General features: G+C 67.0%; 20 protein-coding genes and 1 other RNA gene. 11 read left to right on the top strand and 10 right to left on the bottom strand.

Annotated features, from left to right (window positions below; all coding sequences use genetic code 11):
• The first annotated feature begins 1 nt into the window (after position 1).
• The 3 genes from A0W70_RS03245 to A0W70_RS03235 all read left to right on the top strand — a co-directional run bounded on the left by A0W70_RS03245 (position 2) and on the right by A0W70_RS03235 (position 2469).
• A complete protein-coding gene (locus A0W70_RS03245) occupies positions 2 to 826 on the top strand; it encodes a sulfurtransferase (RefSeq protein ID WP_070988192.1) in 825 nt (274 codons plus the stop codon).
• Between the two features lie 210 nt (positions 827 to 1036).
• Positions 1037 to 1744, top strand: coding sequence for an ABC transporter permease (locus tag A0W70_RS03240; RefSeq protein ID WP_070988191.1), 708 nt, complete (start codon positions 1037 to 1039; stop codon positions 1742 to 1744).
• Complete coding sequence (locus tag A0W70_RS03235) at positions 1741 to 2469, top strand: ATP-binding cassette domain-containing protein (protein ID WP_070988190.1); 729 nt, start codon at positions 1741 to 1743, stop codon at positions 2467 to 2469. The genes A0W70_RS03240 and A0W70_RS03235 overlap by 4 nt, the downstream gene beginning before the upstream one ends.
• Positions 2470 to 3378: 909 nt before the next feature.
• On the opposite strand, the gene A0W70_RS03230 is transcribed toward A0W70_RS03235, so the two are convergent.
• Together A0W70_RS03230 and orn are read right to left on the bottom strand one after the other, a co-directional pair.
• Positions 3379 to 4263, bottom strand: coding sequence for a helix-turn-helix transcriptional regulator (locus A0W70_RS03230; protein ID WP_070988296.1), 885 nt, complete (start codon positions 4261 to 4263; stop codon positions 3379 to 3381).
• A gap of 34 nt (positions 4264 to 4297) precedes the next feature.
• A complete protein-coding gene (gene orn, locus A0W70_RS03225) occupies positions 4298 to 4843 on the bottom strand; it encodes an oligoribonuclease (RefSeq protein WP_070988189.1) in 546 nt (181 codons plus the stop codon).
• A gap of 64 nt (positions 4844 to 4907) precedes the next feature.
• On the opposite strand from orn, the gene A0W70_RS03220 reads away from it, so the two are divergent.
• From A0W70_RS03220 to A0W70_RS03195, 6 genes are all read left to right on the top strand, one after another.
• A complete protein-coding gene (locus tag A0W70_RS03220) occupies positions 4908 to 6161 on the top strand; it encodes a M48 family metallopeptidase (RefSeq protein WP_070988188.1) in 1254 nt (417 codons plus the stop codon).
• An 82-nt stretch (positions 6162 to 6243) separates the two neighbouring features.
• A complete protein-coding gene (locus A0W70_RS03215) occupies positions 6244 to 6585 on the top strand; it encodes a 4a-hydroxytetrahydrobiopterin dehydratase (RefSeq protein ID WP_070988187.1) in 342 nt (113 codons plus the stop codon).
• 166 nt (positions 6586 to 6751) lie between these two features.
• Positions 6752 to 7084, top strand: coding sequence for a c-type cytochrome (locus A0W70_RS03210; protein WP_070988186.1), 333 nt, complete (start codon positions 6752 to 6754; stop codon positions 7082 to 7084).
• A gap of 26 nt (positions 7085 to 7110) precedes the next feature.
• Positions 7111 to 7464 carry a c-type cytochrome gene (locus A0W70_RS03205; RefSeq protein WP_070988185.1) on the top strand — a complete coding sequence of 118 codons (354 nt, stop codon included), beginning with the start codon at positions 7111 to 7113 and terminating at the stop codon, positions 7462 to 7464.
• 63 nt (positions 7465 to 7527) lie between these two features.
• Positions 7528 to 8364 (top strand): alpha/beta hydrolase, encoded by an 837-nt coding sequence (locus tag A0W70_RS03200; RefSeq protein WP_070988184.1) that lies wholly within the window; start codon positions 7528 to 7530, stop codon positions 8362 to 8364.
• A complete protein-coding gene (locus A0W70_RS03195) occupies positions 8361 to 9494 on the top strand; it encodes a putative sulfate/molybdate transporter (protein WP_070988183.1) in 1134 nt (377 codons plus the stop codon). The genes A0W70_RS03200 and A0W70_RS03195 overlap by 4 nt, the downstream gene beginning before the upstream one ends.
• A 36-nt stretch (positions 9495 to 9530) precedes the next feature.
• Here the strand turns inward: A0W70_RS03195 and A0W70_RS03190 are convergent, their stop codons facing one another.
• The 8 genes from A0W70_RS03190 to ffs all read right to left on the bottom strand — a co-directional run bounded on the left by A0W70_RS03190 (position 9531) and on the right by ffs (position 16807).
• Positions 9531 to 11273: a SulP family inorganic anion transporter gene (locus tag A0W70_RS03190; protein WP_245675794.1), complete on the bottom strand. Its 1743-nt coding sequence runs from the start codon at positions 11271 to 11273 to the stop codon at positions 9531 to 9533.
• 352 nt (positions 11274 to 11625) lie between these two features.
• Entirely contained in the window at positions 11626 to 12264 is a 639-nt protein-coding gene (locus A0W70_RS03185; RefSeq protein WP_070988294.1) for a peroxiredoxin, read from the bottom strand.
• Positions 12265 to 12421: 157 nt separating this feature from the next.
• The gene (locus A0W70_RS03180) at positions 12422 to 12934 is read right to left on the bottom strand and encodes a DUF2244 domain-containing protein (RefSeq protein ID WP_070988182.1); all 513 of its coding nucleotides are present in this window, start codon (positions 12932 to 12934) and stop codon (positions 12422 to 12424) included.
• 55 nt (positions 12935 to 12989) lie between these two features.
• Positions 12990 to 13337, bottom strand: a complete 348-nt coding sequence (locus A0W70_RS03175) for a histidine triad nucleotide-binding protein (protein WP_070988181.1) — start codon at positions 13335 to 13337, stop codon at positions 12990 to 12992.
• A 367-nt stretch (positions 13338 to 13704) separates the two neighbouring features.
• Positions 13705 to 14301, bottom strand: coding sequence for a recombination mediator RecR (recR, locus tag A0W70_RS03170; protein WP_070988180.1), 597 nt, complete (start codon positions 14299 to 14301; stop codon positions 13705 to 13707).
• 32 nt (positions 14302 to 14333) lie between these two features.
• On the bottom strand, positions 14334 to 14657 hold the full coding sequence (locus A0W70_RS03165; protein WP_070988179.1) for a YbaB/EbfC family nucleoid-associated protein: 324 nt from the start codon (positions 14655 to 14657) through the stop codon (positions 14334 to 14336).
• Between the two features lie 14 nt (positions 14658 to 14671).
• Positions 14672 to 16609 (bottom strand): DNA polymerase III subunit gamma/tau, encoded by a 1938-nt coding sequence (gene dnaX, locus A0W70_RS03160; protein WP_070988178.1) that lies wholly within the window; start codon positions 16607 to 16609, stop codon positions 14672 to 14674.
• A 100-nt stretch (positions 16610 to 16709) separates the two neighbouring features.
• Positions 16710 to 16807, bottom strand: an RNA gene (ffs, locus tag A0W70_RS03155) — signal recognition particle sRNA small type.
• Between the two features lie 265 nt (positions 16808 to 17072).
• Here ffs and A0W70_RS03150 point away from each other — a divergent pair.
• Complete coding sequence (locus tag A0W70_RS03150; RefSeq protein WP_070988177.1) at positions 17073 to 17618, top strand: TetR/AcrR family transcriptional regulator; 546 nt, start codon at positions 17073 to 17075, stop codon at positions 17616 to 17618.
• On the top strand, positions 17615 to 17944 hold the full coding sequence (locus A0W70_RS03145) for a DMT family transporter (RefSeq protein WP_070988176.1): 330 nt from the start codon (positions 17615 to 17617) through the stop codon (positions 17942 to 17944). Before A0W70_RS03150 ends, A0W70_RS03145 begins: the two co-directional genes overlap by 4 nt.
• Positions 17945 to 17965: the final 21 nt, after the last annotated feature.

Raw genomic sequence — 17965 nt, 5'->3', positions numbered from 1 at the left:
CATGTCCAAGACTGATGATCTGCCCCTTCTTCTGGACCCGGCCACGCTGGTCGAGCGGCTAGACGATCCCACGGTCCGCGTAATCGACCTGAGTCCCGGCGAGGTCTTCGGCGAGCACCACGTCCCGGGAGCCGTCCACCTGCCGTATGGCGAGCTCGTGAGCTCCCGCCCGCCGGTGGGCGGACTGCTGCCCGATGACGCCACCCTGCTGCGCGTGCTCCGCGCGGCCGGGATCGGCCCCGGTGTGCGCGTCGTGGCGATGGACGCCGAGGGCGGCGGCGCCGCCGGGCGCCTGATGTGGACACTCGACGCCCTGGGGCACGAACGCACGGCCATCCTCGATGGCGGTCTTCGCGCCTGGGTTCACGAGGGATACCCGCTGGAAACCGGTCCGGGCGCCAACCCGGAAACCGGTACGCTGGCGGGCACCGGCGACCGCGCCAATGTGCGGGTCGCCGAGGACATCATGCAGCGCCTTGGCGATGACGACTTCGTCTGCCTCGATGCCCGCTCGCCCGGCGAGTACGACGGCAGCACGCTGCGCGCGGCCCGGGGCGGTCACATCCCGGGCGCCGCGCATTACGAGTGGACCCGGGCAATGGATCCGGCCCGCGATCTGCGCCTGCGGCCGCTCGACGACGTGCGTGCAGAGCTGGAGGCGATCGGGGTCACCCCCGATCGCGAGGTGGTGGCGTACTGCCACACCCACCATCGTTCCGCTTTCAGCTACGCCCTCCTCCGGATCCTCGGTTACCCCCGTGCGTGCGGCTATCCCGGCTCGTGGTCCGACTGGGGCAACCGGGACGACACACCCGTGGAATCCTGAACACCAACCACGACACCGGGACTAGAGCGCGCATAAATCTGCATTCACCGGTTCTCTCTTCAGCTTTCCGCTTTCCATTGCGTTAAGACTGCCTCAGCCGCAGAATTCTGCTACTTGCATCTCCTGGCTGCCCTGCCAGGCGCGGTCGATCAGAGGCCCGACCGCGGGCGCTGCGCGCCCGTGGCTGTCGGGGTTCGACGGAGTGGTGTAGTGGGTGAATTCGCGCGCGCATTCGTGGAGGCAGGCAACCTGCTGATCGCGCTTGACCCCGACATCCTCGGGATCGTCGCGCTGTCGCTGCGCGTCAGTGTGACGGCAGTCATTATCGGCACGCTGATCGCGCTCCCGCTGGGTGCCACGCTGGCGCTTGCGCGCTTCCGCGGACGCGGTATCCCGATCACCATCCTCAATGCCTTCATGGGCCTGCCCCCGGTCGTCGTCGGCCTTGCGGTGTACCTGCTCCTCTCCCGCGCGGGTCCGCTCGGCCAGTTCGGGCTGCTGTTCACGCCGGGCGCAATGGTCATCGCCCAGGCGATCCTAGTCCTGCCCCTGATCGCCGCCCTGACCCGTCAGACGATCGAGGACCTCGCAGCCGAATACCGCGAGGATCTCGCCGCACTCGGCGCCAACCGCCTGAGGATGCTCCCGACGCTGTTGTGGGAAGGCCGCTTCAGCCTGACCACCGGCGTGCTCGCCGGGTTTGGCCGCGCCATCGCCGAGGTGGGCGCCGTATTCATCGTCGGCGGCAACATCGACGGCGTCACGCGGGTCATGACCACCGCGATCACGCTTGAGACCAGCAAGGGCAATCTCGGCATGGCCCTGGGGCTCGGCATCATCCTCATCGCCCTGACGATCGGCATCAACGGCATCGCCATGACGGTCTCGCGCTTCGGCCGGATGCGGTACGGCGTATGAAGGCCCGCGACGAAGCACTCTTCCCCGCAGAGCTCGACAACATCGGCTTCTCGGCCGGTGGCCGGCAACTGCTGAGCGGCATCACGACCCGGATCGGCCGCGTCCCGATCACCGTTCTGCTCGGCCCGAACGGCGCGGGCAAGACGCTGCTGCTGAGGATCTGTCGCGGTCTCCTGACACCCACGCGGGGCAGCGTGCGCTGGGGCGCGGCGGATATCGGACAACTCGGCGTCCGCGTCGGCTATGTCCCGCAGCATCCGGTCATGCTGCGGCGCTCCGTCGAGGCCAATGTCGGCTATGCACTCAGGATCGCCGGCGTCCCACGCACACGTCGCGCCGAAGCAATACGGAGCGCCCTGACGGACGTTCGCCTCGAGGGCCTGGCGCACGCGAGCGCCCGCCGCCTATCCGGCGGCGAACGCCAGCGGCTCGCCATCGCCCGCGCCTGGTCCCAGCGCCCGGCCGCCCTCTTGCTGGACGAACCGGCGGCGCACCTCGACCCGGCCTCGACGACCTCGATCGAAGAATCGATCGAGGCCGTGCGGGACGCGGGCACGCGCATCATCCTCTGCACCCACGACCTCCATCAGGCCCGACGGCTCGCGGACGAAGTCGTGTTCATGCATAACGGGCGGATCGTTGAACAGGCATCCGGAGCCGTGTTCTTCGATCAGCCGCAGAGCGATGAGGCGGCTCGGTTCGTGGCGGGGGAACTGTTGGTCTGAGGCACGGGGGTGATTGGCCATTCGGCGTCGGCGACCGGCATAGGCGTGCCGTTCTGCGATTCGGTGTGATGTTTGTCTCATTGGATACGTGGTTCGGGTTTCGCCGGCTTTCGCCGGCGAGTTCCTTTCTTTTGCACGAAAAGAAAGGAACCAAAGAAAGCGTGCCCCGGCGACGCCGCCCCGCCGTCGTTTTTCGGGGCGATCAGTCGCCTCGACGTCCGTGACCGTGTCGCGGTCGGCCGCCGTTGATGGGATCCGAAGGAAAACGCCGGCGGGGTCCCCTGCGCGCGGGCGTGGGCGACGGGGTGCGGGCGACAGGCCATCCATGGCCTGACGCCCGCATGGCCGCATCCATGCGGCCACCCGGCGCTGGGGCGCCGGGCTTTTCCGCCGCCCACGCCCGTGCTCGGCGGCGTCGATGGGGAGGAGACGTCAAAACCCTCGCGGGCCGGACCTTCCTGCACGGGATTCGGCGCTGCGGGTTTCCATCCCGTCTGGCGCGCCGAGCATCGCAGGGGCCGCCGGATCAGGCCCGTCAGGGGACCGGGCAGGAAGCCCGGTCCGCGCAGTCGGCACACGGACGTGCCGTCTGCGCGCCCCGGCGGCCCCGAGAAGCACAGGGGACCCCGCTGGGGTCTGCCCGGATCCCGGAGACGCATCGCCAGGACGCAGGGCACTCCAGACCTGGACCACCGGCCATGATCCCCGGCAGACCGCAGCGGGGCGCGCCAGCCAGGGCGTGCTTTCTTTGGCTTCTTTCTTTTCACGCAAAAGAAAGATGCTCGCCGGCGACAGCCGGCGAAACCCAACCACGTATCCAATCAGAAAAAAACACACTCCGGGAACGAGGAGAGCAAAAGGAACCGCATCCAGCGCTGACACCTCGTCATGTCGGACTAAAAGTCCGACCTACGGCGCGTTGTAATGCACCGCCCCGGTCCCGCTCAGATCGTAACCACCAAGCGTCGCCGCCCGATCGGCGAAACGGCGTGTCCGGGTGATGGCAAGCAGCTTCTGGAATGGCGGCTCGAAGTAATCCCGACGCCCGATCAGCAGATCGAAGCGTTCGTCGGCCAGCGGCAGGAATTCCAGCCCGGCCTCGCGCGCGGCCGCCTCGATCCCGAGCCCGGCGTCGGCATGACCCGCATGGACTTCGCGGGCGACGTCGTTCTCGTTGATCGCCGGTTCGTCGACGATTGCCAGATCGGCACGGGCGATAGCCGCCTCTTCCAGCAGGCGATCGAGCCGCAACCGGCTGCCCGCGCCGGGCTGACGATCGATCAGGCGCGCACCCGTCGATACGAGATCACCGAGGCCCTTGATGCCCAGCGGATTCCCCGGTGCGACCATCAACCCCTGGGTTCGGTGCGCCCATTCGATCAGGACCGGTTCGCGGCCGGTGCCGGCCTCGCGCACGGCGCCGACATTGTCCTCCGCCCCTTCGGGATCCGGTATATGCAAGCCGGCCACGACCGCCTCGTCACGGGCGAAGCGGCTGAGCCCGTCGAGACTGCCGCCGAAGAGCAGCGCGAGACCGCAGCCGGAAGCCTGAACCGCCCACTCGAGCAGCGGGTCGTGGCTGCCGGCGACCACCTGGGCCGGTGTCGGGCGCATCTCGCGGGCACCACCCTCGCCGTGCTCCAACAGCCAGCGATCGATCAAAGCCCGCGGGAACAGCCACTTGCCGGTCACGCGGGTGCAGGGGATCGCGCCGGTCCGTACCAGTTCGTATACCTTGCGTTCCTTGAGCCGCAGGTACTCGGCCACCTCGCGCGTCGTCATCAGCTGCTGCATGGCCGCCTCCGTCGGGCCCCGCATCGGATCGCGATCAGATGCGGAACGCGTGTTCCCGGTAATAACGCAGTTCGGCGATCGAATCGCGGATATCATCCAGCGCCAAGTGGTTCCCCTCCTTGCTGATGCCTTCCAGCAGCGCCGGCGACCAGCGACTGACCAGTTCCTTGACGGAACTGACGTCCAGATTGCGGTAATGGAAGAAGGACTCCAGATCGGGCATCAGGCGGGCGAGAAAACGCCGATCCTGACAGATGCTGTTACCACACATCGGCGATTCACCCGGCGCCACCCACTCGCGGAGGAAATCGAGCGTGCGGCCTTCGGCGGCCGCGTAGCCGATCGTGGATTCCAGTACCCGCCGGGTGAGTCCGGACTGGCCATGCTGGCGCGTGTTCCACTCGTCCATGGATTCCATCACGCGTTCCGGCTGGCTGATCGCGAGCACCGGTCCTTCCACGAGTATTTCCAGTTCACTGTCGGTCACGATGGTCGCGATCTCGATGATGGCGTCTCGACGGGTATCGAGTCCGGTCATTTCGAGATCGATCCAGATCAGACGCTGCGTGGCGTCGGTCATTCTGTTTCCCGGTATTGGAGGGGGTTGCTATTCTAGCAACACGCACCCGCCTGCACGCGAACTCATGCACGCATTGACCGCACTTTTTGTTGTGGCCCTGGTGGCCTCGACCGGCCTCCGGATATGGCTGGCGCGGCGCCAGATCGCTTCGGTGCGTCGCCACCGCGATCAGGTACCCGAGGCATTCGCCGACACCATCAGACCCGAGGCCCACCGGCATGCCGCCGATTATTCGGTCGCGCGCACACGGCTCGGGGTCGTTGATACCGCCACGGAGGCGATCGTTTTGCTGGGCTGGACGCTTGGCGGGGGTCTCGCGGCGGTCGATCAGGCATGGCGGGCGCTTGAACTGCCGCCACTGGTGACCGGCATCGGCGTACTGGCGACCGTCGTGATCGTCGGCGCCGTGATCGACCTCCCACTGCGCGTGTGGCGCACTTTCGGGATCGAGGCCCGCTTCGGCTTCAACCGAACGACCCCCGGACTCTTCATCGCGGACCAGCTCCGCGCCGGCGGCCTCCTGTTGGCCCTGGGCACGCCCCTGGCCGCCGTCATACTGTGGCTGATGCAGGCCGCCGGCAGCGGCTGGTGGATTCATGCGTGGGCCGTATGGCTCGGCTTCAATCTGTTGATGGTGTGGGCGTGGCCCGCTTTCATCGCGCCCCTGTTCAATCGCTTCACGCCGCTCGAAGACACCGGCCTGCGCACGCGCATCGAAGCGCTGCTTACGCGCTGCGGGTTTGCCAGCAACGGCGTCTACGTGATCGATGGCTCCCGCCGCTCGGGCCACGGCAACGCGTACTTCAGTGGCCTGGGTCGCAACAAGCGCATCGTGTTCTTCGACACGCTCCTCGAGCAGCTCGATGCCGATGAGGTCGAGGCCGTGCTGGCGCACGAGCTCGGTCATTTCCGGCATCACCACATCGCGAAGAACATCGCCCTGATGGCCCTCGCCAGTCTCGGCGGTCTGGCACTGCTCGCGTGGCTTATGGAACAGCAGTGGTTCTACACCGCGCTCGGCGTCCCCACGCCTTCGATTCATGCGGCGCTGGCCCTGTTCATGCTGGTGCTGCCGGTATTCACCTTCTTCCTGCAGCCGTTGTTCGCCTGGCTTTCGCGCCGGCACGAATTCGAGGCCGACGCGTTCGCGGCCGCACAATGCCGGGCCGACCACCTGGTCTCGGCACTGATCAACCTGTACCGCGAGAACGCGAACACCCTGACACCCGATCCCCTGTGGTCGGCATTCCACGATTCGCACCCGCCGGCGGCCGAACGGATCGCGCACCTGCGCCGCCAAAGGCCGCGTCCGGTTTGAGGCGACGCGCGCGGGCACCGTACAATCATCCCTGTTCCATGGCGGTGATACCGCCTACACCGGACCACTGCGAGGCATTACCATGAGCGAAGAGCGGCTGACCGAACGCAAATGCCAGGCCTGCGAGGGCGGGGTCGCCCCGCTGGAACGCGACGCGGCGGAGAAGCTCCTGGCCCGGGTCCACGAGGACTGGTCCATTTCCGACGACGGACGCGTGATCACGCGCACGTTCAAATTCCGGAACTACTACCACACGATCGCCTTCGTGAACGCCCTGGCCTGGATCGCCAATCGCGAGGACCACCACCCCGATCTCGAGGTGGGTTATAACCGCTGCGTGGTGAAGTTCTCGACCCATTCCATCGGCGGATTGTCGGACAACGACTTCATCTGCGCGGCCAAGGCCGACGCGCTGCTCGACTGAAGGCGCGGGGTCCCAGAGCCCGAACGAGCGTGTATACTGGCGGCTTTGGGCCGTGCGGGCCGGCCCATCGGGCCGGCCCGAAAAACGAACGGACCCATCATCGGCAAACGGTGGTACGAGTCGCCCCGCGGGCAATCGACGCACCCAGACGCGGAGAATTGGAGCGATGACAAAAAGAAGCGCGAGCGCGCTCGCGGCAACGCTGGCCGGGCTGCTGGTCACCGGTGCCGCCCACGCCGAAGGTGACCCGGAGAAGGGTCGATATGCGGCACAGACCTGCCTCGGTTGCCACGGCATCCCCGATCAGGCCAACGTGTATCCGACCTACAAGGTACCCAAGATCGGCGGGCAGCATGCCGAGTACATCGTCTCCGCCCTCGAAGCGTACCGTTCGGGTGCCCGTCCGCACCCGACGATGCAAGCCCAGGCCCGTGCCCTGAGCGAGCAGGAAATCCAGGATATCGCGGCGTATTTCGCGTCGATCGATCAGCCCCGCTAAATCGATACGCCTTCGAGGACTCCGTCATGCAGCGAATTTCCATACTCGTCGCCACCGCCGCACTGATGATGCTGAGCGCATTGAACGCAGCCCATGCGGCAGGTGATCCCGCGGCCGGCAAGGAGAAGTCGCAGACCTGCGCCGCCTGTCACGGCGAAAAGGGCAACTCGCAGAACGCGATGTACCCGAAGCTGGCCGGCCAGCATCCGAGCTACCTCTATCAGACGCTCAAGGAATACAAGTCGGGCAAACGCGAGAACGCGATCATGAGTGGCCAGGTCTCCGGCCTGTCCGACGAGGACATGCGCGACCTCGCGGCCTACTACGGCAGCCTTGAGGGCGACCTTTATACACTGCCGCTGAACGACGGCGGTCAGTAGTCAGGCGGCGAGGCGCGGCCGATGCCCCCGGTCGGCCGCACACCCGGCGGACCAAACTCTCCCATGGGCACGATCGCCGCGCTGGTCATCGGCGCGGCTGCTCTGTATGGCATCATTTGCCTGCTGCTGTTCACCTTTCAGCAGCGCCTGGTCTTCTTCCCCACGCATGGCGATTATCCGGCCACACCCGGGTTCATCGACCTGTCATGGCGCGATGTCAGTCTCACTACCGATGACGGTGTGCGTATCGCCGGATGGTTTGTCGAGGGGCCCGACGAGGACGCGCCAGTCGTGTTGTTTTTCCATGGCAACGCCGGTGACATGTCCCACCGCCTCGCCACCCTGAGTGCGCTGCATGAACTCGGCGCAGCGACCCTGATGATCGATTACCGCGGTTATGGCCGCAGCGACGGCAGTCCGGACGAGGACGGCTTATACCGCGACGCGCGCGCGGCCTGGCAGTGGCTCACCGGGGAGGCCGGGTACGCGGCCGAACGGATCGTCATCTTCGGCCGTTCTCTCGGCGGACCCGTCGCCGCATGGCTGGCCGCACGGCACGAGCCCGCCGGGCTAGTGCTCGAATCGGCCTTCACGTCCGTGCCCGACCTCGCGGCCCATCACTACCCGTGGCTGCCGGCCCGCTGGCTGGCGCGCTACGATTTCGATACAGAGGCGGCACTCGCCCGAGTGGAATGCCCCGTGCTGATCGCGCACTCGCCCGATGATGAGATCGTCCCGTTTGACCATGCCGATGTGCTGGCGGCCGTGCGCCCAGGGGCGACGCAACGCGTGCGCTTGAGCGGTTCGCATAACGACCCCTCGCTGGAACTGGACGCTGGCTGGCGACAGACCCTCGGCGACTTCATCCACCGCCATACGGTAGCCGCCGCCCACCGATGAGTACCACGACCCGGCAACCGCATCCGCTGCGCGAACTGGCCGGCGCCTGCGGCGACCTCGGCACGTTTCTGCCCCTGACGATCGGCGCGATCATGGTTGGGGGACTGCCTGCCGGCAGCGTGCTGGCGGGTTTCGGGATCGCCTATCTGCTCACCGCCGGTTTTTATCGGGCACCGATTCCGGTGCAACCCATGAAGGTCGCCGGCGCCGTTCTCGTGACAACCGCGCCGGCGGTCGAGGCCGTTATAGGCGGCGGCCTCGTACTCGCGATCGTGTTCCTCCTCCTCGGGTCCGGCGACCTGATCGCGCGTCTCGCCCGGCTTGTTCCGGCACCGGTGATCGCCGCCCTGCAGGCGGGCCTCGGTCTGAGCCTCGGCTGGAAGGCACTGGGTATGCTGGCCGCCACGCCGCTGGTCGGCTTCCTGCTCGCGGCCCTCGCCGCCGTGCTGCTCCTGTGGCGGCCGCAATGGCCGGTCGCATTGATCGTCCTCGGCGCCAGCCTGGCGGCCGTGCCGTGGATCGGCGGGGCGGTCCCGGCGGCGGCGATCCCGGCGGCGGGCCTGATTCCACCGCACCTGCCCGGTATCGACGCTCTCATCACGGGCGTCGTGCTGATCGCGCTGCCCCAGTTCCCGCTCACGCTGACCAACGCCATCATGGTCACCGAGCGGGTCGGCCGGGAATACTATCCCGACGCGCACCGCGTGCGGATGCGCCGGCTGTCCCTCACCACCGGATTGATGAATCTGGTCACCGCCCCGTTCGGCGCCCTGCCGATGTGTCACGGGGCTGGCGGCGTGGCCGCGCACTACCGCTTCGGCGCCCGCACCTGGCGTGCCCCTGCCGGCCTCGGCGTCGCTCTGCTCGGCCTCGGCCTGTTCGCCGCGGCCGATACCACCCGCCTGCTGGCGCAGATCCCCGATGCCGCGCTGGGTACCCTGCTGCTGATCCCCGCGATCGATCTCGTGCGGATCGTGCGGCCTGCGCAGTACGCCCCGACCGATCAGGCGTTCATCGTCGTCCTTGGCGCCATCGCCATCGTATCGCCCGCCCTCGCCTTCGTGATCGGCATGATCGCGATCCCGCTGTGGTATCGCTTCCGTGGTACGGGGTCGGCCCGAGGGGCTTAGCCCATGGCGTCACGCGATCCCGTTGCAGGCACCGCTTCAAGCTTCGTTGGCCTGTTGCTCGGGGGCGACGCCGGTGGTCTCGCATACGGCGCGTTCCAGCGACAGGTGAACGCGCTCGGCGAACAGTGACGCCAGCGCGTCGACCCGGATCAACCGATCCGCTACCGGTCCTTTCACTTCCGCCAGATGCAGCGCGACACCGCGGGTGGCGAGGTCCTCCTCCAGACGTTCCAGCAGCGCCAGCCCGGAACTGTCGACATAGCTTACCGAGGTCATCGCCAGCACCAGGCTGTGGGGCGTCCCCGCCCGATCGATCGCATCAAACACGAACCGCCGTATGGCCTCGGTGTTCGCGAAGTAGATGTTTTCGTCCACCCGCACGATGACGATGCCCGGGTGCTGCTCGACCGGGTGGCGCAGGACGTTGCGGAAATGTTCCGTGCCCGGTACGCGCCCCACGATCGCCATATGCGGACGACTGGTGCGCCAGACATACAGCAATAATGACGTCACGATACCCGCAACCAGACCCGGCTCGATGCCGAACACCAGGACCCCGGCGAAAGTGATGCCGAGCGTCGCGCCGTCGCCGCGGTCGTAGCGCGCGATGGCGACCGCCTCGCGCAGATCGATCAGCTGGATCACCGCGACCACGATGATCGCGGCGAGTACCGCGCGTGGCAGCGTCGCGAACCACTGCGTAAACCACAGCGCCACGACGGCCACGAGTGCGGCCGTCACCAGCGCCGCGATCTGCGTCCGCGCGCCGGCGTCATGGTTCACCATCGAGCGCGAGAAGCCCCCCGCCGCGGGCATCGTGCCGGCCACCGCGGACCCCAGGTTGGCCATACCCAAAGCGACCAGTTCGCGTTTCGGGTCAATCCGCTCGCGGCTGCGGGCGGCCAGCACCTGCGCGACCGTGACACTCTCCACGTACGCGATCAGGGCGATCAGCGTCGCCGAGGGCAGCAGCTCGAGCCAGGCGGTGCTGCCGAGGAAATCCAGACTCGGCGTCGGCAGTCCGGGCGGGATGGCACCCACGGTCGCGACCGGGGGCGCACCGTTGGCCAGCAGGGCCACACCCGCGGTGGCTGCGATCACGATCACCAGCGGTGCGACGCGCGTGAGCAGCATGGCGGTCGCCGCCGGGACGCCAAGCAACTCGAGACCACGCCGCAGAGGTTTGCGGGCGAGTAGCAACGCGGCGATGGCCGCGAGGGCCGTGAAGGCCGTCGCGGGGTCGATTCGACCGATGCGCGCGATCACCGCATCCACGATGGTGGGGGCCGTGCCGCGGGGCAGATCGATCCCCAGCAGATCCCCGAACTGCGTCAGCAGTATGAGCAGCGCCGCCGCACTGGTAAAACCACTGAGTACCGGATGACTGACGAAGGCCACCAGGCGACCGAGCCCGAGCATTCCCGCGACGAGCAGCAGCAGCCCGACTTCGGCCGCCAGCACGATCGCGCCCTCGATCCAGGCGGCCTGGTCGCCCGCATACCCGCCCAGTGCATCCGCGACCATCAACGCCGCGACCGCGACCGGCCCGACCGCCAACGTCCGACTGGTCCCGAATACGGCATACATCGCCGGCGGCACAATCGCCGCGTAGAGCCCGTACTGGGCGGGCAACCCCGCGAGCAGCGCATAGGCCATACCCTGCGGGACCAGCAGGATCGCGGTAATCGTGCCCGCGGTAAGATCGGCCAGCGCACTCCGCCGGTCGTAACCGACCAGTGCGTCGAGCAGGCCCGGCCGGAACATCGCGAAACGATTCATGTACTCCCCGAATCATGCGGGTTGCAGTGAGCGAGGTGCCCCTCCGCGATGGCGGCATCGCGAATGGAGATCTCCCTCTGGTGCAGCGGCGTGGAACGTGGGTCCGCCGCGCCCGAATCGGGCAGCGGCATCGCGGGGCCACTTATGCCTATTTATTATAGTCATATAACCCGAAGTGACAACACGATCGCAGCGGGTCGATCAACGGGAAAATCGGCGCCCTGGGCAGGCAGTGGCTCGACGAGGCGGGTTATGGAATCTGGAGACTGCAGACACGAAAAAGGCCGGTGCGGGCAACCCGCACCGGCCTTCCATCGGCGGTCTGGATCCGGGCTTACGGGCCCGGCCGAACTCAGCGGTTCGGCTGCGGCGTCACACGCAGGTACGGGCGCAGTTCCTTGTAGCCCTTCGGGAACTTCTCCTTGATGACGTCCGGATCGGTGATGGACGGCAGGATGATGACGTCCTCACCATCGTTCCAGTTGGCCGGCGTCGCGACGCTGTGATTGTCGGTCAGCTGCAGCGAATCGATCACGCGAACGACTTCGTTGAAGTTGCGCCCAGTGCTCTTCGGGTACGTGATCATCGTCCGGATCTTTTTGTTCGGATCGATGATGAATACCGAGCGCACCGTCGAGGCATCGTCCTCGTTCGGATGGATCATGTCGTAGAGTTCGGCCACGGTCCGGTCCTCGTCGGCGAGGAGCGGGAAGTTCACCGTGGTGTTCTGCGTCTCGTTGATATCGCCGATCCAGCCCTTGTGGGCATCGACGGGATCGACGCTGACGGCGATCGCCTTGGCGTTGCGCTTCTCGAATTCCGCCTTGAGGTTCGCCGTGACGCCCAGTTCGGTGGTGCAGACCGGCGTGAAGTCGGCCGGGTGCGAGAACAGGACGACCCAGTTGTCACCCGCCCACTCGTAAAAGTTGATCTTGCCTTCGCTCGACTCCTGCGTGAAGTCGGGCGCCTTGTCACCAATTCTCAGGCCCATCTTGTCGGTCTCCAATGCCTTTGATGCAGCGAACGCCGGTCGCCCGGTCGGGCGACCTCTCTGACCGCGTGACTATACCAATAGAGAACACTGAAGGGGTAAGATCGGTTTCTTATAGCATAAGAACCGGTTGTTACCAATGCGACGCGGCGGACCTTTACCTCGCGGGCCCTTGCCTGGCGGGACCATGCCCCGGCTGCGCCAGGACGCCGCGCAGATCGCCGGCCAGTTCGTCACGCTCATCGTCGGTCAAAAAGCGCCCGAGTTCGACCGCGCGGCCATGCGAGCGCAGGATCAGCCGCGATGGGTGGGCGCGCCGACGGGCGGGCTGCACGAGCACCTGGGCCCAGTCGCGCGCGAGCTCGAACCGGCGTTCGACATCCCGTTTTCCAGCCTCGACCGTGATCTGATCCTCGTCGATCGTAATCACTTCCTGCGCGAGCAGCGAGTGGTTCACGATATACAGGCCGAGCGTCAGGAAGGCCAATTCGAGCCCGCACAGTGGCAGGATCAGCCAGAACCCGGCGACGGCCCATGCCATCGCGATGGGCACCGCCATGAGGGCCACCGCGGCGACCAGCCAGAGATTGTCACTCCAGGTCGCCGAGCGGTGCGGCCGCAGCACATAGCGGCCGAAGCGCCCGTCCGTGCTCAGTTCCCGTTCGATCATTGCTTCTACACCCCGGATCCGCCGCGCACGACCGGCCCGGATGCCCCACCGGCGTTCAGCCGGGAGGCCACTCCATGGTACGCCCGCCGATCACGTGCAGGTGGATATGGAACACCGTCTGACCACCGTCCGCATTGGTATTCATCACCAAGCGGTAACCGGATTCGGCGATGCCGTCTTCGCGCGCGATCCGCTGCGCGACCAGAAACATCCGACCGATCAGGCCCGCCTGTGTTTCATCGAGATCGTTGACGGTCGGGATGACCGCCTTCGGCACGACCAGCACATGGGTCGGCGCCTGCGGATTGATATCCCGGAAGGCGAAGATCTCGTCGTCTTCATAGACGATGTCGGACGGAATCTCCCGATCCCGGATTTTCGTAAACAGCGTTTCTTCGGTCATGCCATCTCCAGTCTTGCTCGGTGGCGAATGGTCCGGCACCTGAATTCAAAATCGCCTCTCGCCAAGCACGCGGAGCCCGCCAAGAAAACCGGGGCTGAATAGACTGTGGCTTGCCGGTGCATCTGGACAACGCCACACTCTCCAGCGATCAGGGAACCTCTGATTACCGGGAGTCCTGTAGGTCGGGCTTACAGCCCGACACTCGCAAGCCCCTGATCTGTCGGGCTATAAGCCCGACCTACATTGTTCCGCAATACTCTGTCCGGTCTTGATCAAAGCTTCCTTGGTCCCCCTGTTTTTGTTCGCTTTTCTTGGCGCGCTTGGCGTGCTTGGCGAGAGGCGGTTTTCCTCGTTGTGCCTCCTCCCGTCAGACTTCCAGACGGCCCGTAAAGGCGTGCGACAGGGTGCCGCCGTCGACGTATTCGAGTTCGCCGCCGAGCGGGACGCCGTGGGCGATGCGGGTGACGCGCAGGCCGTGGGCCTTGGCGCGTTCGCTGACGTACTGGGCCGTGGCCTCGCCCTCGACCGTCGGATTCGTGGCCAGGATGATCTCTTTCACCTCGCCCGCACCGAACCGCTCCTCGAGGCGATCCAGACCGAGTTCCTCCGGACCGATGCCGTCGAGCGGTGACAGGTGCCCCATCAACACGAAGTACAGGCCGTTGTACGCGGTCGAGTTCTCCACCGCCGCGATGTCGGCCGGCGTTTCCACGACGCACAGCAGCGAGCGGTCGCGCGATGTACCCGCGCAGAGTTCGCAGCGCTCGGCCTCGCTGAACGTGCGGCAGTCCGCGCAGCGGCCGATCCCTTCCATGGCTGCGTGCAGACGGTCGGCCAGGTGCAGCGCGCCGGGGCGGTCGCGTTCGAGCAGATGGAATGCGATCCGCTGGGCGGAACGCGGCCCGACACCAGGCATGCAGCGCAGCGCCTCGATGAGTTCACGCAGCAGCGGGGAGCCGATCATCGGGCAGCCCCCATAGTGAGCCGGGGACCCATTCAGAACGGCATCTTGAAGCCTTCGGGCAACCCGAGGCCGGAGGTCATGCCGGAGAACCGCTCCTGCTGTTCGGCCTCCACCTTCTGCACGGCATCGTTCATGGCCGCCGTGATCAGGTCTTCCAGCATCTCGCGGTCGTCCCCCATCAGGCTGTCATCGATGGCCACGCGTCGGACTTCGTGCTTGCCGGTCATGGTGACCTTAACCATACCGCCACCGGCCGCGCCCTCGACCTCCATGTTGGCCATCTCCTGCTGGGCCTCCTGCATCTGCTCCTGCATCTTCTGGGCCTGCTGCATGAGCTTGCCTAGTTCGCCTTTCATCGTTCGATCCTCTGTCAGTGATTGCCATCCGCCGATCCGGGATCGGCGGCCGGGCGGACGCTGCCCTGTTCGACCTCGGCGCCGAAATGCTCCTGGAAGGCCTGTACCACGGGGTCGCCCTGGATGGCCTCCTCCGCCTCGGCATGCCGGGTATCCACCCGGCGCCGTTCAGCCTCCGCCGGCGTTTCGCCGCGCTCGGCCGTGTCGTCCACGAGTTCGATGCGGACACGTTCGCCGAGACTTTCTCCCAGCGCTTCCTCGAGACGTTGACGATAACGCTCACTGCCGAGATGCGCATGCTCGGCGGACAGGGCCAGCCGTAACCGGCCGTCCGACCACTCGAGCGGAGCAGAGTTCGCGGCCAGTTCCCCGGCCAGGCCGCGGAGTTCCAGTCCACGCACGGTGCCTTCCCAGTCCCGCACCGGATCCTCGGACGCGTCCGCAACCGCGGCCGAGCTGGCGACCGACGGGGCTGTCCGCGTCTGCTCTGCCGGGGCCGGTTCGGCGGCGCTGGCATGGGATTCGTTCGCATTGCCTTCGGTACCGGGGGCCGGCGTCGGATCCGGTATCGGCTCAGGTTCCATTCCCGACGCCGGGGCCGATTCCGGCGCCGCTTCCGGCTTCGCCGCGGCGGCCGCCGGTTCCGCCGCGGTCTGCTCGCGCGCGCGAGCCATGGCCTCACGGGCCGAGCGCGGCGGCGTGGCGCTCCCCGATTGACCCGCCGGCGACGTGGACGGCGCGGCGTCGCTGCCCGTCGGCCGCGCCGTCGTGCCAGACGGGCCGCCGGGTGCACGACCGCCTCCGGCCGCTGCCCCGCCAGCCGCCGCATTGCCCGGGGAGTCACTGCCCCCGGAATCGCCGCTACCGGCTGGCCGGAACGCCAGCATGCGCAGCAGGGTCATCTCCAGACCGCTACGCGGATCCGGCGCCCAGGGCAGTTCGCGTCGCCCGAGGGTCCCGATCTGGTAATACAGCTGAACGTCTTCCGGGCTGACTCTCGCCGCCAGCTCGCGCACGCGCTCGACATCCGCGACGGACTCGTCGACGGCGTCCGGCACCGTCTGAGCGATCGCCAGTTGATGGAGCAACGCCAGCAGATCGGCGAGCACGGGCTCAAGATCGCTGGCCGCCCGTGCCAGCTCGTCGATCTCCGTCATGAGCCGCGCGGAGTCGGCGTCGGCGAGCGCCTCGACCAGAGAGAACAGCCGCTCGCGTGACAGCGTGCCCAGCATGCCCTCGACGTCGGCAGTGCGTACGGTCCCCTCACCGAAGGCGATCGCCTGGTCGAGCAGCGACAGCGCGTCACGCATGCTGCCGCTCGCCGAGCGCGCGATCTGCCCCAGCGCGGCCGTCTCGAACTCGACCCCCTCGGCCGCGAGGATGCGTTCCAGGTGATCGGTGATCGCGGCCACCGGCATGAGGCGCAGATTGAACTGCAGACAGCGCGACAGGACCGTGACCGGCACCTTCTGCGGGTCGGTCGTCGCCAGCAGGAAGCGCACGTGCGGCGGCGGTTCCTCCAGCGTCTTCAGCAGGGCGTTGAAACTGTGGTTGGAGAACATGTGCACCTCGTCGATGAGGTACACCTTGTAGCGCCCGCGCGAGGGCGCGTACGGGACGTTGTCCAGCAGCTCGCGGGTCTCGTCGACCTTCGTGCGCGAGGCGGCGTCGACCTCGATCAGATCGACGAACCGGCCCTCATCGATCTCGGTGCAGGCGGAACAGGTACCGCAGGGTTCGCTGGAGACGCCGTTCGTTTCGCAGTTCAGGCTCTTGGCGAGGATGCGCGCGATCGTGGTCTTGCCGACACCGCGGGTGCCGGTAAACAGATACGCGTGATGCATGCGGTCGTTGTCGAGCGCATTGACCAGGGCGCGGCGCACATGATCCTGGCCGACCAGTTCCGGAAAACTGCGGGGGCGCCACTTGCGGGCAAGGACTTCATAGCTCATGCGGGCAGGAACCCCGGCGGCGGGTACGTGGCCCGTGATTATACTGAGCGTGCGGGTCGCTGAGTAACCGCCACGGGTACGTCAGGGTAAGGGCGGTGGCCCGCATCCGCCACACCCCGGCACCCGAAGATCGCCGCTGCCGCTGCTCCCTTCCGGGCCTGACGGGGTTCACGACGTTTCGTTGCGGGGGGACGGATACGGCCCACCATCGAAGCCCGGTCGGCCGTCGACCGGGCGCGAGAGTGTATACCCGCGCCACCCCCGGTTGAAAGACCCCCATCGCCACACCCCGCCCTTCGCCCTTCGCCCTTCGCCCTTCGCCCTTCGCCCTTCGCCCTTCGCCCTTCGCCCTTCGCCCTTCGCCCTTCGCCCTTCGCCCTTGGCCCTTGGCCCTTGGCCTGCCGCCTGCCGCCTCAAACTACAACCGGTTTCAACTATACCGTCCAGACGGTATACTCCCACCATGGCAAGCGAAGACACCCGTACACGCATTCTGGAAGCCGCCGGTCAGGTCGTGCTCGAGCGCGGAGCCGCCGGGCTCACGCTTGAGGCGGTGGCGCAAGCGGCCGGGCTCAGCAAGGGCGGGCTGCTGTATCACTTCGGCACCAAGGAAGCACTCTTGATGGCGATGGTAGACCGCCTGATCGAAGTCACGGAGACCCGCATCCAGGCGCACCGGACGACCGATACGGAACCCGGGAGCTGGGCGCGCGGCTATATCCGCGCCTGCGCCGTCGACGATGTGCCCGCGAACGATCCGACGGGCCGCCTCGGTGTCGCGCTACTGGCCGCGGGCGCGACCCGCCCGGATCTCACCGCCAGTCTGCGCGACCGCCAGGCGACCTGGCGCGAACGGCTGCATGACGACGGTATCGATCCGGCCAACGCCCAGATTGCCCGACTCGCCGCGGACGGGCTCTGGCTCAGCGATATCTTCGGCCTGCCGGTGCTGTCCGACGACGAACGCCCCGGCGTGATCGAACGACTGGAAAAACTGACGCGCCCATGACCGCTGCACTTACCTGGTTCCTGCTGGGACTCGCGATCCTCAGCGAGGTCGTGGCGACATCCGCCCTCAAGGCCTCGGACGGCATGACGCGACTGGCCCCCGGTCTGGTGGTGGTCGGCGGCTACGCGATCGCGTTCTGGCTGCTCGCGCTGACGCTGCGCACGCTGCCGGTGGGTTTCGTCTACGGCGTCTGGGCGGGCCTGGGCGTGATCGGCGTCGCGATTGTCGGCGCCCTGTTCTTCGGTGAAACACTCGGCGCCATCAAGATCATCGGGTTCGTACTGATCGTCACGGGCGTCATTCTCATCAAGGCCGGCTCCGCCTGACCCCGGCGACGGTAAGGAGGA

It is taken from the genome of Halofilum ochraceum (genome assembly GCF_001614315.2).
GTDB classification, from domain to species: Bacteria; Pseudomonadota; Gammaproteobacteria; order XJ16; family Halofilaceae; genus Halofilum; species Halofilum ochraceum.
The sequence above is the reverse complement of the archived record's forward strand: the minus strand, read 5'-3'. Positions and strand labels throughout refer to the sequence as shown.

Bases quoted from the DNA above. Each gene is read 5' to 3' on its own strand.
- A0W70_RS03245 (WP_070988192.1), top strand. From the start codon at position 2: ATGTCCAAGACTGATGATCTGCCCCTTCTTCTGGACCCGGCCACGCTG.
- A0W70_RS03235 (WP_070988190.1), top strand. From the start codon at position 1,741: ATGAAGGCCCGCGACGAAGCACTCTTCCCCGCAGAGCTCGACAACATC.
- A0W70_RS03230 (WP_070988296.1), bottom strand. From the start codon at position 4,263: ATGCAGCAGCTGATGACGACGCGCGAGGTGGCCGAGTACCTGCGGCTC.
- orn (WP_070988189.1), bottom strand. From the start codon at position 4,843: ATGACCGACGCCACGCAGCGTCTGATCTGGATCGATCTCGAAATGACC.
- A0W70_RS03220 (WP_070988188.1), top strand. From the start codon at position 4,908: ATGCACGCATTGACCGCACTTTTTGTTGTGGCCCTGGTGGCCTCGACC.
- A0W70_RS03215 (WP_070988187.1), top strand. From the start codon at position 6,244: ATGAGCGAAGAGCGGCTGACCGAACGCAAATGCCAGGCCTGCGAGGGC.
- A0W70_RS03210 (WP_070988186.1), top strand. From the start codon at position 6,752: ATGACAAAAAGAAGCGCGAGCGCGCTCGCGGCAACGCTGGCCGGGCTG.
- A0W70_RS03205 (WP_070988185.1), top strand. From the start codon at position 7,111: ATGCAGCGAATTTCCATACTCGTCGCCACCGCCGCACTGATGATGCTG.
- A0W70_RS03200 (WP_070988184.1), top strand. From the start codon at position 7,528: ATGGGCACGATCGCCGCGCTGGTCATCGGCGCGGCTGCTCTGTATGGC.
- A0W70_RS03195 (WP_070988183.1), top strand. From the start codon at position 8,361: ATGAGTACCACGACCCGGCAACCGCATCCGCTGCGCGAACTGGCCGGC.
- A0W70_RS03190 (WP_245675794.1), bottom strand. From the start codon at position 11,273: ATGAATCGTTTCGCGATGTTCCGGCCGGGCCTGCTCGACGCACTGGTC.
- A0W70_RS03185 (WP_070988294.1), bottom strand. From the start codon at position 12,264: ATGGGCCTGAGAATTGGTGACAAGGCGCCCGACTTCACGCAGGAGTCG.
- A0W70_RS03180 (WP_070988182.1), bottom strand. From the start codon at position 12,934: ATGATCGAACGGGAACTGAGCACGGACGGGCGCTTCGGCCGCTATGTG.
- A0W70_RS03175 (WP_070988181.1), bottom strand. From the start codon at position 13,337: ATGACCGAAGAAACGCTGTTTACGAAAATCCGGGATCGGGAGATTCCG.
- recR (WP_070988180.1), bottom strand. From the start codon at position 14,301: ATGATCGGCTCCCCGCTGCTGCGTGAACTCATCGAGGCGCTGCGCTGC.
- A0W70_RS03165 (WP_070988179.1), bottom strand. From the start codon at position 14,657: ATGAAAGGCGAACTAGGCAAGCTCATGCAGCAGGCCCAGAAGATGCAG.
- dnaX (WP_070988178.1), bottom strand. From the start codon at position 16,609: ATGAGCTATGAAGTCCTTGCCCGCAAGTGGCGCCCCCGCAGTTTTCCG.
- A0W70_RS03150 (WP_070988177.1), top strand. From the start codon at position 17,073: ATGGCAAGCGAAGACACCCGTACACGCATTCTGGAAGCCGCCGGTCAG.
- A0W70_RS03145 (WP_070988176.1), top strand. From the start codon at position 17,615: ATGACCGCTGCACTTACCTGGTTCCTGCTGGGACTCGCGATCCTCAGC.